Raw genomic sequence first — 13,616 nt, 5'->3', positions numbered from 1 at the left:
CCGGGTCCGCGCGGCGCGACGGCCGCGCGGCATGTGGCCTGACGTGCTGATGCGGGGCTAGAACCGCCCCCTGCATTCCTCACGTGGGGGAAGTGAGCAGCCGCAGGGGCGGCGTGACCTCCGAACGTCGTCCCGCCTGTGCCCGAAGGCCGGGCAGTCCGCGCTCCCCCTTCTCAACACCGGCCGTGAGGTCCAGCGGTTGGGTCCACATCTCATCAAGGAACTGCCGTAGCGGCGCGAGGCCCTCATGCTCGAACGGTACAACCGGTGAGGGGTTTCGCGCCCCTCGATCACCGACCGAATCGGCCAGAAGTCCGAAACCTTACCGCCGGAGAACGCCGCAGAACGTCGGGGAAGGCACGAGAACGCCACGGAAGGCCGGGCACCACGCCCACCGGGCGGGGGCTCAGGGCCCGGGGACCAGCCCGAGCGCGGCCATCCGCTTGCCGTGCTCCTCGGTCAGCCGGGCGAACAGGCGGCCGATGCCCACCAGGTCGGCGTCCCCGTCGGCCGCGCCGGTCTCGGACACCAGCAGCAGCGCCAGCTCGGGGCGGGCGACCGCCAGCCGGTGGCCCTGGCTCAGCGCCTCGCCGACCATGCGGCGCGCCCACAGCGCGAGCCGCCCGGCGACCTGCGGGTTGCCGGCCAGCGCCGTGCGCACCCGGTCGACCGCGAACTCCGAGCGGACCTCCTCGGCCAGCACCTCGTCCACCAGCTCGCGGGTGTCGGTGTCCACGTGCCGGGCGGCCTCGCGGTAGAAGTCCCCGGCGATCCCCGTGCCGACGTACGCCTTGACCAGGGCCTCCAGCCAGTCCCCGGGGCGCGTCTTCTCGTGCCAGTCGTCGATGGACTCCACGAACGGCTCCATGGCGGCCTCGGGGTCGGCGCCGAGCGAGGTCAGCCGGTCGCGCAGCAGCCGGAAGTGGGCGTACTCGACGGCGGCGATGCCGCCGAGCGCCGCCCGGTCGGTGAGCGTGGGGGCGAGCGCGGCGGCGTCCTCGGCCAGCCGCAGGCACGCGCTCAGCTCGGCGTAGGCGAGCACGCCGAGCAGGTCGACGACACCGGCAGGGGAATCACTCATGGATGCAGCGTACGAGCTTCGCGGGCCCGGCGGTCCCCGTGGCGGGGCCGCACGGCCCCTGACGAGCGCGAACTCCGGATTCCTGCCCGGACGGCCATGGCGATGTTCTGGATCGAACGTCAAGAAATCGGCCCGCAGTTGTGGTATCGAGTACACTGACCTGTAAGAGTGCGACCGCAGTATGTATTCAGGGTGAAAATCGCCTGATAGCCCCACGCGCACGACGTCGCGGCGGTCGCCGAGACGGATGAGGGTTGGCTTTTCCGTGCGGACCCGGCACCAGGCCGGCGGTCCCGGAGGCCCGCCTTCGCAGGAGACCTAGGCAGGCCGAGCTGACCACGTTCCGAGACCTTGGAGTCATAGCGGAGATCGCTGATGCCCTCGAAACCGAGGGCATCATCTCACCCTTCCCCATTCAAGAGATGGCCCTTCCCCTCGCGATCAGCGGGCAGGACGTCATCGGCCAGGCGCGCACCGGCACCGGCAAGACCTACGCCTTCGGCGTGGCGATGCTCCAGCGCGTCGGCAAGCCCCGAAAGAACCGCAAGAAGCCCCGCGGCCTCGTCGTCGTCCCGACCCGCGAGCTGGCGCTGCAGGTCACGGAGGACCTCGTCGTCGCGGGCGGCAAGCTGGGCTCGCGCATCCTGACGGTGTACGGCGGGCGGGCCTACGAGCCGCAGATCGAGGCGCTCAAGCAGGGCGTCGACGTGATCGTCGGCACCCCGGGCCGGCTGCTCGACCTGGTGAACCAGAAGCACCTCGACCTCGGCCAGATCTCCATGCTGGTCCTGGACGAGGCCGACCGCATGCTCGACCTGGGCTTCCTCCCGGACATCGAGCGCATCATCAAGCTCATCCCGGCCGAGCGGCAGACCATGCTGTTCTCCGCCACGATGCCCGGCGAGATCGTCGCCCTGTCGCGCCGCTACCTGTCGCGCCCTACCCATGTGCGCGCCGAGAACCCGGACGCCGACGGGGACGACAAGTCGAACACGACCCAGTTCGTGTACCGCACCCACCGCATGGACAAGATCGAGATCGTCGGCCGCCTGCTCCAGTGCGAGGGCCGTGGCCTCACGATGGTGTTCTGCGAGACCAAGCGCGCGTGCGACATGGTGTCCGAGCAGCTCAAGGAGCGCGGCTTCGCCGCGGCGGCCGTGCACGGCGACCTCGGGCAGGGCCAGCGCGAGCAGGCGCTGCGGGCGTTCCGCAACGGCAAGATCGACGTGCTGGTGGCCACCGACGTCGCGGCGCGCGGCATCGACATCGACGACGTCACCCATGTCGTCAACTACGACTGCCCGCAGGACGAGAAGACCTACGTCCACCGCATCGGCCGCACGGGCCGGGCGGGCCGCACCGGCGTGGCCGTGACCTTCGTGGAGTGGGAGGAGCTCACCCGCTGGAAGGTCATCAACAACGCCCTCGGCCTGGACTTCGCCGAGCCCGTGGAGACCTACTCGACCTCGCCGCACATCTACGGCGACCTCGGCATCCCCGAGGGCACCAAGGGCGTGCTGCCGCGCGCCCAGCGGTCCCGGGCGGGCCTGTCCGCCGAGGCCATCGAAGATCTCGGCGAGACCGGGCGGCACCGCTCGCGCCGCGAGGAGCGTGGCGCCCGCGAGGAGCGCCGCGAACGGCCCCCGCGCAACCGGCAGCGCCGGCGCACGCGCGGCGGCCAGGAGACGCTGTCCTCGGCCGAGCCCGAGGTCGTGCCCGCCGGCGACATCCTGGCCCCGGAGCCGGAGGTCGTCCGGGAGCCCCAGGCCGAGGTCCCGGCGCCGCGCCGGTCCCGTAGGGGCGCCAACCGGGCGGCGCTGTCGGAGGCCCTGTCCGAGTCGCGGTCGGAGGCGCCCGCCACCGCGCCGGCCGCCGTGGAGGAGCCCGAGGCGCCGCGCGAGCCCCTGGAGTCGCGGTACACCCACGACCTGGAGCCGTTCGAGGACGACGCCGACGACGACGTCCGCGGGCCGGAGGACTTCGACGACGTCGAGGCTTCCTACGCCCCCGAGGCGCCCTACGCCCGTCCCGAGCCCGAGCGCATCATCCCGAGTTCTCCGTTCGCCATCGTCTTCCGCTCGCCCGACCTGGCGACCGACGATGACGTCGCGCCGTCCGCGGCCTCCGAGCGCGTCCAGCGCCGCCGGTCGTCCCCCCAGCGCTCGCGGAGGGGCTGACCGGGGCGGCGCCAGTGCGAAGTGATCCACGTGACCGGCGTACACCGTTCGACGGTGTCGCCGGTCCGGCTCCTCAGTATCGTGGTGCCACGTGAGTACGCCACGTTTCCTGGCCCTCCCGCCGGGGGTCAGCCCGCAGCGCGTCGAGACCCCCGTGGGCTCTTTCGCGGCGCTGGAGGCCCTGCCCGTCCGTGGTGTTCCCGAACGCTGGCCGGCCCTCCTGGTTCCCGGATACTCGGGCAGCAAAGAGGATTTCATCGCGATCCTGGAGACGCTCGCCCAGGCCGGGCGGCGCGTCGTCGCGATCGACATGCGCGGCCAGTACGAGACCAAGGGCCCCGACGACCCCGCCGCCTACACCTGTGAGGCGCTCGGCGAGGACATCGACGCCGTCGCCGACGTCGTGGGCGCCGGCGAGCCGGTCCACCTGCTCGGGCACTCCTTCGGCGGTCTGGTCACCCGGGAGGCCGTGATCGGCGGCGTGATGAAGCCGGCCTCCCACACACTGATGAGCTCGGGCCCGGCGGGCATCACCGGCACCCGCGAGAAGACGGCCCGGCTCATGCTGCGCATGCTGCCCGAGGTCGGCCTCGAAGAGATCTGGGCGAGCCGCCTGGAGCCTGAGGCCCTCGCGTCCGGCGTCCCGGACGAGATCGTGGCGTTCCTGCGGCGGCGCCTGTTCGCCAACTCGCTCACCGGCCTGGTCGCCATGGCCGAGGAGGTCCTCGCCGCCCACGACCGCCTGGACGACCTGTGCGAGCTGGACGTCGCCACGCTCGTCCTGTACGGCGAGCACGACGACGGCTGGCCGCCCGCCCTGCAGGCCGAGATGGCCAAGCGGCTGTGCGCCGAGTGCGTGGTCGTGCCGGGCTCGATGCACTCCCCGGCCGTCGAGGCCCCCGAGACCACCGCCCACGCCCTCACGCGCTTCTGGAACGCCGCCGAGCACCGGCTCCTGCACACCGGCTGAGCCGTCAGGCGCGGCCGCGCCGCGGACGGCGGTAGACCAGCGGGGTCCGGTCGTCGGGCGGGGTGTCGTCGGTGAGGCGGCGGATCAGGTGGTGGTCGGGGGACAGCGCGCAGGCGGGGTCGGTGCGGGCGGCGTCGCCGGTGATCGCGTACGCCTGGCAGCGGCAGCCGCCGAAGTCGTCCTCCCTGCGCGGGCATCCGGAGCAGGGGCCGCCCATCCAGGCGGTGCCCCGGTAGGCGTGGAACGCGCCTGACTCCTCCCAGATCCACCGCAGGCCGCGCTCGCGCACGTTGGGGAACGTCAGCCCGGGAAGGGTGTAGGCGCCCGGACAGGGCAGCACGGAGCCGTCCGGGGCGACCGTGAGCGAGACCGCGCCCCAGCCGCCCATGCAGGGCTTGGGGACGCCCTCGAAATAGTCGGGCACCACCCAGACCAGCTCGGGTGTTCCCGGCAGGCGGGCCCGCCAGGCGTCCAGCGTCCGCTCGGCCCGCCGGAGCTGGTCGCGCGTGGGGAGCAGCGCGGCGCGGTTGCGCAGCGCCCAGCCGTAGAACTGGGTGTTGGCCAGCTCGACCCGGTCGGCGCCCCACTCCACGGCGAGCGCGATGATCTCGTCGAGGGAGTCGAGGTTGTGCCGGTGCAGCACGACGTTCAACCCGAACGGCAGCCCGGCCTCCCGCACCAGGGCGGCGGCCCGCCGCTTGGCGGCGAAGGACCGCGCGCCCGCCAGATGATCGGAGGTCTCGGCGGTCGCGTCCTGCACCGAGAGCTGGACGCTGCGCAGGCCCGCCCCGGCCAGCTCGGCCAGCCGGGCGCGGTCGAGCCCGACGCCGCTGGTGACGAGCTGGGTGTAGATCCCGGCGGCCTCGGCCGCGGCGACGATCAGGTCCAGGTCGCGGCGCAGCAGCGGCTCGCCGCCCGACAGGTGGGCGTGCACGATCCCGAGCGCCCCGGCCTCGGCCATGACCCGCGTCCACCCGGCGGTGTCCAGCTCGCGGGCGCGGCCGACCAGCTCCACGGGGTTGGAGCAGTAGGGGCAGTGCAACGGGCAGGCGTGGGTGAGCTCGGCCAGCATCGCCCACGGCGGCGGGACCGTCACCGCAGCCAGCCCTCGGCGCGCACCCGGTCGAGGAACTCGCCGACGTCCCTGCCGACCGGGGCCTCCGGGGGGAGGCCGTCGCTCAGCTCGGCGACGATGTCGGCGACCGTCCGGGTGCCGTCGCACAGCCGGACCACCGAGGCGGCCTGGCCGTTCAGCACGACGATGCGCTCGGGCATCACCAGCAGGTCGGCGTCCCGCACCGCGTCGTGCCTGAGCATGATCGATGAGGCGAGCGCCGGACGCCAGTCGCCGCTCACCGGTACTCCCGGTCCACCGCGTCCAGCAGCGACCACAGCACGTCGCACTTGTAGGCGAGGGCGGCGACGGCCTTCTCCTGGTCGGTGCGGTCGCGGGCCCACTGCAGGACCAGCGCCAGCGCCTCCCCCGAGTCCTGGCCGCCCTGGAAGATCCGGTTCTGGAAGTACCGGAGCCCGTCGGGGCTGATCCAGGTGTAGTGGCGCTCGAAGGCGTCGATGCGGGTGCGCATCAGGCCGGGCGCGGACAGCTCGGTCAGCGACGCGGCGACGGCCTCGATCGGCGAGCCGAGACGGCACAGGTTGACGTACCCCTCGACCGCCAGCCGGACGCCGGGCAGGACGCCCTCGCCGGACAGCAGCTCCTTGCGGTCCAGCCCCGCGGCCTCGCCGAGGCGCAGCCAGCGCTCGATGCCGCCCTCGCCGGCGCGCCTGCCGTCGTGGTCGTGGATGCGGCGCACCCACATGCGGCGCAGCTCGGGGGTGTCCAGCTTGGCCAGCACGTAGGCGTCCTTGATCGGGATGTGCCGCTGGTAGTGGAACCGGTTGAGTATCCAGCCGCGGATCTGCTCGGGCGTCAGCGTGCCCTCGTGCATGCGCACGTTGAACGGATGCCGGTCGTGGTAGGCATGTTCGGGGACCGCGCGCAGGCGCGCCTCGAACTCCGCCGCCGTCCAGGGCCGGGAGTTCACAGCTCTATCACCGTTCCTTCCGCCGCCACCCCGACCCCCAGGTCCGCGAGCACGCGGTGCTGCGGGGCCTCCGGGTCGACGAGGGGATTGGTGTTGTTGAGATGGGTGTAGAGCACCCGGCCGGGCAGCCGCGACAGCCGTTCCGCGGTCGCCTCGATCGGCAGGTGGCCCATCTCGATGGCCGTCTTTCGGGATATTCCGGTCCGTCGGGGCTCCTCGTCGTCCCAGAAGGTGCCGTCGACGATCACGCAGTCGGCGGCGGCCATCGCGGCCTCCAGGCCGGGAGCCCAGGCGCCCATCGCGGGCGCGTAGATCAGGGTCGCGCCGGTGTCGCGGTCGGAGAGCCGCAGGGCGATCACCCACGGCTGCCCGTCCGGCGGCCCCGCGGCGTACCGGGGACGCTTGGGCGAGATCGGCACGGCGCCGGCCTCCACGCCGCCGGCGAGCGGGGCGTCGCCGGAGACGGGGACGTCGTGCCAGCTCAGCCCGGTGTACGGGGCGAGCACCTCGCCGAGCATGAGGCGCTCGGTCAGGGCCTCGCGGACCACGGGCGTGGACCAGATCTCCAGCTTGCCCGCCTCGCGCAGGCGGGCGACGCCGAGCGTGTGGTCGAGTTCGGCGTCGGTGAGGATCAGCCCGGCGACCGGCGTGTGGCGGCGCTCGGGCCCCGGGTGCAGGGCCTCGTACGCCTCGATCTGGTCGCCGATGTCGGGGGTGGCGTTGACGATGTAGGTACGGCCCCCGCCGGTCTCGACGGCCAGGGACGCGTGCCGCCGGCGGCGGTCCGGGTGGGCGCGTGCCCCGGTGCATCCGGGACACGCGCAGTTCCACTGAGGGACGCCGCCGCCCGCGGCGGTACCGAGAAGCTGCACGCGCATCGCGTACCTCGCAAGCGGCGGGCGGTCACCTGGTCAGGAAGTAGGCGGACATCTCCATCGACGCCTCGACGATCTGGTAGTCCGGCTTGTGCCAGGTCCTTTCCTCGCCCCTGGCCTTCAGCCGCTTGCCATGCGTCCTCGGCGGCTGTCGCCTGCTCTGCTGGTCCTTGGGCTCCGCCATGAGCCTGCACCTGCCTTCCGTGCGGAAAGGTTTACACACACGTTATGAAGGTTCGAACAGACAGGTGTCAATGACTTGATCCGAAAAACATCGGATCTGCACGTATCATTTGGGGGGATTTGCGAATGCTATAGAAATAGGTTCCGCTTTACATCGGATGTATTTCCCGGCTCCGGCCAGCCAAACCCCTCCCCCGGCGGCCCCGTCACGGGCGCGGGGGGAGGGTCAGTCAGGGTCGCCCAGACCGTCCCACGGACGGCGCGCCGCGCCCGTGGCCCGGCCCTCGGGGCAGTGCGCGCGGAAGTCGCACCACGAGCACATCGGCCCCGGCCGCGGAGGGAAGCTCTCGTCCACCTCCGCGGGGACCGCGGCGGACGTGTCACCGTCCCGCCGGTCGCGGTAGCGCTCGTCGGCCTCGGAGGCCTCCCTGGCGATGTCCTCGGCCCGGTCCAGATGGCGGGCCAGGGAGTCGTCGGTGTGCTCCCACCGCACGATCGACCCGGTCGGCAGGTGGTGCAGCTCCACCGTGCGGCAGGCGCGCCGCAAGACCCGCGAGGACGCCACCGCGTAGATCGCCAGCGCGAGCGACGAGCGGGCGTCGTCCACGGTGAGGGGACGCCTGCCGGTCTTGTAGTCGACGATCACCAGCTCGTCGCCGCGCCTGTCGATGCGGTCCACGCGCCCGGAGACCGCGATGACCGAGGTGCGGGTGGCGACGGTGCGCTCGACCCCGACCGGCTCCTGCGACGGGTCCAGCGTGCTGGTGTAGCCCATCACCATCGCCCGCGCCCGGTCGCGCCAGACCGTCGACTGCTCCTGGTCGCGGAACCCCTCGGTGATCCACCCCGCGGTGAGGAGGATCGCCGCCATCGCCGGGGTCCTGCGGTCGTACGGCTCGCGCCACCACCCGGCCAGCGCGTTGTGCACCGAGGCGCCCACGCTGTTGTGCGCCCAGGGCGGCCCCTTGCGCGGGGCCGGCCGGTCCAGATACGTGAAGCGATAGCGCCTCGGGCAGTCCAGCCAGGTGTTCAGCCGGGACGGCGTGCACGTGTAGAGCCGCCTGGGCATGCCTTCGAGCGGGAGTTGCCCCACGGGCGGGTCAGTCCTCGTCGAGCTTGAGCTTGATGCCCGACACCCGGGTGCCGTCGACGAGAGGACCGTCCTGCTCGTCCTCGGCCGAGCCGTCGCGGGTCAGCGACCCGGCGAGCCACGCGTCGAAGTGCTGCTCCTGGTCGGCGACGGTGGTCTCCTCGCCGTGGGCGGGCAGGACGCGGGTGTCGCCGGGGAGCGTGAACAGGCGCTCGCCGATCGCGGTGAGCTGGTCGGCCAGCGCCGGGTACTCGCCGGCGACCTTGCCGGGGCCGTCCGCCAGGAGCGTCTTGCCGGTGAAGACGACCCCGAGCTCCTCGACGTAGAGGGAGACGCCGCCCTGGGTGATCCCGGGGGTGGCGATGACCTCCAGCTCGACGTCGGCGACGCCGAAGATGCCCTCGTCCTCCATGTCGATGTCGGGGTAGGTCTCCTGCCACGTCTCACGCCAGAGCCGGCGGTCCTTGCGGTTCAGGGCGACGACGGCCTCGTCGCGGGCCGCCACCTCGATGGCGCCGCCGACGTGGTCAGGGAGGCCGTGGGTGCAGATCACGGCGAGGACCTCGCGCTCGCCCACGGTTTCGAGGATCGTCTCCGCGTCCCGCGCGGGGTCGATGACGATGACCTCGTCGTCGTCGCCCACGATCCAGGTGTTGTTCTCGACCTTGTACTCGGAGCCGTCGACGGATACGACTCCCTCGGTCACCACTCGCTCGATACGCGCTGTCACGGCCACGACCTTACCGAACAGATGAACCCGTCAGGAGACGTAAACCGGACCCGGTGCGAACCGATCCGCGAAGATCGGTCGCGGGGTCACGGCTCCTCGCCGCCCACGGGCCCCAGGCGCGGCGAGAACGCCCCGAACGGAAGATCCAGCTCCTGGTCGTGCTCCCGGAGGTCGCGCAGCGCGAGGTCGGCCAGCGCGACCAGGCACCCGGCCTCGGCGGGCCAGCCGATGACCCACAGCCAGTCGCCCATCGCCTCGCCGACGTACACCGCGCGGTCGGACAGGCCCTGCACCCACCACAGCGCCGTGGGATGGCCGAGGGCGTCGGCCTTGGCGTTGGGCGGCCCCGCATCGAAGCCCGGCCCGGGGTCGGGGCCGTCCAGGCCGGCGAACGCGGCGCCGAGGCCCAGCCCGGGTTCCTCGGCGACGATGAGCAGATCGGCGGGGCCGTGGGTGACGGACGGCCCGGAGACGGCCACCACCCCGGCACGGGTGCCGCTGCGGTCGTCCCCCGCGGCGCCGAAGCCGGTCACGAGCCAGCCCGCGGGCAGCGGCCAGGGTAGCCAGAAAGGGACCCGCGAGTCCTTCCTGACCACGTCGAGCGACTCGTTCGACGGACGTCTCGGCTGGTAGGGCAGGACGGCGCCGTGCACGCCGCAACGCCATGCGCTCGACCATGCGCTTGGTGGGCGTAGCGTGCCGAAACACCTCGGGCAGGTGGGCTCGGCTCTCACAATTACCCACCGTGCTTCCGACGGCGCGCCAAAGTCAAGGGCATTCCCGTTATCCCGGCGTAATCTTGGCGTATGCGCGTGAGGTGTGTGGGCGGCATCGTGCTCGACGGCGCGGGCCGCCTCCTGCTGGTGCGGCGCGGGCGCCCGCCCGGCGAAGGGCTGTGGTCCCTGCCCGGCGGCCGGGTCGAGCCGGGCGAGTCCGACGCCGAGGCGCTGGAGCGCGAGCTGCTGGAGGAGACCGGGCTGCCGGTCGCGACGGGCGGGCCGGCCGGGTCCGTCGAGCGGCCCGGGCCCGGCGGGGTGACGTACGAGATCTTCGACTACTTCGCCGTGCCGCGCCACGCCGCCCGCCCGGTGCTGGCGGGGGACGACGCCGCCGAGGCCGGCTGGTTCCGGCGCGACGAGCTGGCGGGGCTGCCGCTCACCTCCGGCCTGCTGGAAACCCTCCTGGAGTGGCGGGTGTTCGACGTCCCGCCCGGCGCCCCGGCCGGGGCGCCGGTGGTCAGCGGCTGAAGCTCGTCCGCCACAGGGTCAGGTGGTCGGTGGTGTAGGTCGTCGACCGGCCCACGGCCACCACGCGGTCGTCCACGACGGCGATCGCGCCGAGCCACTGGGCGCCCTCGCCGGTCATCCCGTCGCCGGTCAGGGCGTGGCGCCGCCAGTCCAGGCCGTCCTGGGACGTCCAGACCGCGCTGTCCCCGGTCGCGGGCGCCCCGTACGACCCGACCGCGACCAGGCCCGACGCCGAGGACGTCATGTCCAGCACGGCCGCCGCGTCCTGGGCGGGCAGCCAGGCGTACCTCCAGGTGACGCCCTGGTCGTCCGACACCGCCGCGAACGGCCGCTCCACGCCCGCGTCGGTCGTCGCGCCGCCCACGGCCACCACGCCGCCGTCCCTGACGACCACCCGGCGCAGCGCGGCCGAGCGCGCGCCCTCGGGGATCACCCGCTTGCGCGCCGTCCAGTTCAGCCCGTCGCGCGAGACCCAGACCACGCCGGACGTGCGGCCCGTCGTCCCCGACCCGCCGACCGCGAGGTAGCCGCCCTCGGTGGCGACCACGTCCTCGATGCGGACGTCGGCGCCCCCGGCGGGCAGGCCCTGCGGGGCCGCGCGGGAGTAGCGGCGCAGGTCCGTGCTGAACCACAGCGCGGCGACCACGCCGCCCGGGCCGCTGTCGTCGCCCGCCACCACGTACCCCTTGGGCCCGGCGGCGACCACCCGCGGCACCACGGCGTACCGCCCGGACGCCCCGAAGGCGGGCGCGTCCGGCACGGGCCGCCACGTGCGCCCGTCGGCGGAGGTGGCCAGCAGCGGGCGGACGAACGCCGAGTCCGCCGTGGTGCTGCCGACGGCCAGCCAGCCGTCCGGGCCGTGCGCGACGTCGTTGAGCGCCTGCCTGCCCGCGCCGCCGAGCGCCGGGGAGTTGACCGCCTTCCAGCTCTCGCCCGTGGGGCTGGTCCAGATGCCGGCGTCGCCCTTGACCGACCCGACCGCGACGAAGGACTCCCCGGCGGCGACGAGCGCCGCGGTGTCGCGGGCCGAGCGGGTCAGGCCCTTGATCTCGCTCAGCGGCACCGGGTCCGCGGACCTGCCCTTGCCGGCCGTCATCAGCACCGGCAGGTTGTCCAGCGCCCCGGCGCGCTGGTCGCCCGCGGCGACGAGCGTGCCCTGGTCGGTGATCGCCAGGCTGCGCAGGGTGCCGGGGATCTGCCCGAGGTCGGTGCTCTCGGTCCAGTTCCTGCCGTCGGAGCTGGTGTAGAGGCCGTAGCGCTCCCAGCCGGACTCGGCGACCGCCGCGACCCCGGCGGCCGAGGACGCCAGGCCTCGCACGCCGGTCGCCTCGCGTCCCAGGCCCTTGATCACCCCGCACTGGCGCCACTGGTCGCCGAGGTCGGAACAGTAGACCCGCACCTCGCCCGACCTGGACTTCTGCAGGGTCGGCACCAACAGGAAGCCCTTGCCCGCCACGGCCAGCGCGCCCGGCTCCGGCCGCACGCCGGGCAGGGCGGCGGCGGTGCGCAGCCAGGTCCTGCCGCCGTCCGGGGAGCGCAGGATGACCGAGGTGGTGTCGCCGGTGCCCGGGTCGGCCAGCGCCACCACGGCGTCGCCCTTGGCGACCACGGCGCGGATGGCGCGCACCTTGTCGGTGCTGCCGATCTCGCGGGTGTCCACCCGGCTCCAGGTCTGCCCGTCCGGGGAGGTCCACGCCACCGGGCCGACGCCGCCGTCCGGCAGCGCCGTGGAGCCGACCGCGACGAAGCCGCTGGTGGTGCGGGCCAGGTCGGTGATCCGGTCGCCGCTGAGGAACACCGACAGCCGCGCCGGGTCCACCGCGGTCCAGGCCCGCCCGTCGGCGCTGGTCCAGATGCCGCGGCCCGCGCCGGTCGCGGCCGGGGCCTCGGTGCCCGCGGCCAGCCAGCGGCCGTTACCGCCCGCCACCCGGCCCGCGGACCCGGCAGGCTGGTGACCGGAGGGGCCGGTCACCCGGCCGAGCTGCCAGGACCTGCCGCCGTCCGGGGAGACCAGGAACAGGGGCCGGGGCACGGGGCTGGTGGTGTCGCTGCCGACGGCCACCACGGTGTCGCCGACGGAGGTGACCGCGTTGAGCACCTGGCTGGACCCGGTGCCGCTCGCGCTCGGCGGGGCCGCGAACGCCTGGTCGCCCGACCCGCCGTCCCCGGCCGCGAGGCGCAGGCCCGAGCTGACCGGGGAGTTCACCCAGTTGACGATCACCAGGCCCAGCCCGGCGGCGGCGAGGACGGCCACGGCCACGATCAGAGGGGTCATCAGCCTGCGGTGGCGGACGCCGAAGCGGCGCGGCGGGGTGGGGGTGCGGCGGGGGCGCGGGACGGGCTGGTCGCGATGGTGGCGGCCCTTGCCGCTCGCGCGGGGGCGCGGCGGGCCGGTGGCCACCAGGACGTCGGGGTGCGGGGTGGCGGGCCGCCCGCGCGGAGGCTCGCCGATCCGGTCCTCGACCGGGCCGCCTAAGTCGTCCTCGGGCTCGGAGGTGATCTCGGGGTCGGCCGGGATGCGCGGTTCGACGCGGATGCCGGGATGCTCCGCCCCGGGGATGCGCGGCACCGGGACGGTGGGGGGCTCCTCGGGCGGATCCTCGGGCTGGGAGGGCTTGGCCCGGCGCGGGGTGCGCGGCGGGCCGGTGGCGACCAGTTTGTCCGGGCGGTTCACCAGCCGCCGGGGCGGCCGGGACGGCTGCGTGGCCTCCCCCGCGTACGGGCCGTCGTGATCGTCCGCGTCCATCTCCCCGTCCATCTCCGCGCCCATCTCCGCGCCCATCTCCGCGTCCTGGGCGGGGTCGGGGCGTCCGGCGCTGTGGCGGGGCTCGCCGACGTACGGCCGCGCGTACGGGTGGCGTCCGTGCTGCCGGGGGGCGTCCTCGTCACCGAGCCTGGCCTCGTCGCCGGTCGGCGCCCCGAACGGCGGCAGCGCCCACGGGGAGTCCAGAGGCAGGCCGCGTGGACGGTCCTCCGAAGGATCCGGTGGGGAGTGGTGCAGGGCCGGGGGTGGCGTGTGGGTCTGGTGGGACCCGGACCGGCCTGACATGTCGGCGTGGTCGGGGTGGTCGGCGTCGTCGCCGGCCGACCACCATGAAGAGCGCGGGTCGTGGGGGCCCGAGGCCACGCTCAGCACCTCCTCGTCGGCAGCCTAACCCAGTTTGAAGGCGGTGATTCCGGACCGTTCCACTGAAGCCCGGCATATGTATCGCGTCGCC

At 73.8% G+C, this 13,616-nt stretch carries 13 protein-coding genes; 3 read left to right on the top strand and 10 right to left on the bottom strand.

Features of this window, described 5'->3' with window-relative positions; all coding sequences use genetic code 11:
• Window positions 1-406: 406 nt before the first annotated feature.
• Window positions 407-1,081, bottom strand: a complete 675-nt coding sequence (locus BJ982_RS12765; RefSeq protein WP_184879838.1) for a ferritin-like fold-containing protein — start codon at window positions 1,079-1,081, stop codon at window positions 407-409.
• 422 nt (window positions 1,082-1,503) lie between these two features.
• On the opposite strand from BJ982_RS12765, the gene BJ982_RS12760 reads away from it, so the two are divergent.
• Both BJ982_RS12760 and BJ982_RS12755 read left to right on the top strand, forming a co-directional pair.
• Window positions 1,504-3,258: a DEAD/DEAH box helicase gene (locus BJ982_RS12760; protein ID WP_184879836.1), complete on the top strand. Its 1,755-nt coding sequence runs from the start codon at window positions 1,504-1,506 to the stop codon at window positions 3,256-3,258.
• A 91-nt stretch (window positions 3,259-3,349) separates the two neighbouring features.
• Complete coding sequence (locus BJ982_RS12755) at window positions 3,350-4,228, top strand: alpha/beta fold hydrolase (protein ID WP_184879834.1); 879 nt, start codon at window positions 3,350-3,352, stop codon at window positions 4,226-4,228.
• Between the two features lie 4 nt (window positions 4,229-4,232).
• Here BJ982_RS12755 and pqqE read toward each other — a convergent pair whose 3' ends face one another.
• The 8 genes from pqqE to BJ982_RS12715 all read right to left on the bottom strand — a co-directional run bounded on the left by pqqE (window position 4,233) and on the right by BJ982_RS12715 (window position 9,885).
• Window positions 4,233-5,324: a pyrroloquinoline quinone biosynthesis protein PqqE gene (gene pqqE, locus BJ982_RS12750; RefSeq protein WP_203959168.1), complete on the bottom strand. Its 1,092-nt coding sequence runs from the start codon at window positions 5,322-5,324 to the stop codon at window positions 4,233-4,235.
• Window positions 5,321-5,584, bottom strand: a complete 264-nt coding sequence (gene pqqD, locus BJ982_RS12745) for a pyrroloquinoline quinone biosynthesis peptide chaperone PqqD (RefSeq protein ID WP_203959169.1) — start codon at window positions 5,582-5,584, stop codon at window positions 5,321-5,323. The genes pqqE and pqqD overlap by 4 nt, the downstream gene beginning before the upstream one ends.
• Window positions 5,581-6,273: a pyrroloquinoline-quinone synthase PqqC gene (gene pqqC / locus BJ982_RS12740; RefSeq protein ID WP_184879832.1), complete on the bottom strand. Its 693-nt coding sequence runs from the start codon at window positions 6,271-6,273 to the stop codon at window positions 5,581-5,583. The genes pqqD and pqqC overlap by 4 nt, the downstream gene beginning before the upstream one ends.
• The gene (gene pqqB / locus BJ982_RS12735; RefSeq protein ID WP_184879831.1) at window positions 6,270-7,151 is read right to left on the bottom strand and encodes a pyrroloquinoline quinone biosynthesis protein PqqB; all 882 of its coding nucleotides are present in this window, start codon (window positions 7,149-7,151) and stop codon (window positions 6,270-6,272) included. The genes pqqC and pqqB overlap by 4 nt, the downstream gene beginning before the upstream one ends.
• Before the next feature lie 25 nt (window positions 7,152-7,176).
• Complete coding sequence (locus BJ982_RS12730) at window positions 7,177-7,332, bottom strand: hypothetical protein (protein WP_184612196.1); 156 nt, start codon at window positions 7,330-7,332, stop codon at window positions 7,177-7,179.
• A gap of 225 nt (window positions 7,333-7,557) precedes the next feature.
• The gene (locus BJ982_RS12725) at window positions 7,558-8,400 is read right to left on the bottom strand and encodes a RecB family exonuclease (protein WP_184879829.1); all 843 of its coding nucleotides are present in this window, start codon (window positions 8,398-8,400) and stop codon (window positions 7,558-7,560) included.
• Window positions 8,401-8,431: 31 nt separating this feature from the next.
• Window positions 8,432-9,151, bottom strand: a complete 720-nt coding sequence (locus BJ982_RS12720) for an MBL fold metallo-hydrolase (RefSeq protein ID WP_184879827.1) — start codon at window positions 9,149-9,151, stop codon at window positions 8,432-8,434.
• An 86-nt stretch (window positions 9,152-9,237) separates the two neighbouring features.
• Window positions 9,238-9,885 carry a DUF6758 family protein gene (locus BJ982_RS12715; protein ID WP_184879825.1) on the bottom strand — a complete coding sequence of 216 codons (648 nt, stop codon included), beginning with the start codon at window positions 9,883-9,885 and terminating at the stop codon, window positions 9,238-9,240.
• Window positions 9,886-9,957: 72 nt separating this feature from the next.
• On the opposite strand from BJ982_RS12715, the gene BJ982_RS12710 reads away from it, so the two are divergent.
• Window positions 9,958-10,398, top strand: a complete 441-nt coding sequence (locus tag BJ982_RS12710) for an NUDIX domain-containing protein (protein ID WP_184879823.1) — start codon at window positions 9,958-9,960, stop codon at window positions 10,396-10,398.
• Here BJ982_RS12710 and BJ982_RS12705 read toward each other — a convergent pair.
• Window positions 10,388-13,525: a beta propeller repeat protein gene (locus BJ982_RS12705; RefSeq protein ID WP_184879821.1), complete on the bottom strand. Its 3,138-nt coding sequence runs from the start codon at window positions 13,523-13,525 to the stop codon at window positions 10,388-10,390. The genes BJ982_RS12710 and BJ982_RS12705 overlap by 11 nt on opposite strands.
• Window positions 13,526-13,616 lie beyond the last annotated feature (91 nt).

Origin of the sequence: Sphaerisporangium siamense (genome assembly GCF_014205275.1) — a bacterium.
GTDB classification, from domain to species: domain Bacteria; phylum Actinomycetota; class Actinomycetes; order Streptosporangiales; family Streptosporangiaceae; genus Sphaerisporangium; species Sphaerisporangium siamense.
Note: the sequence above shows the minus strand (reverse complement) of the source record. Positions and strands in the feature narration are given on the sequence as shown.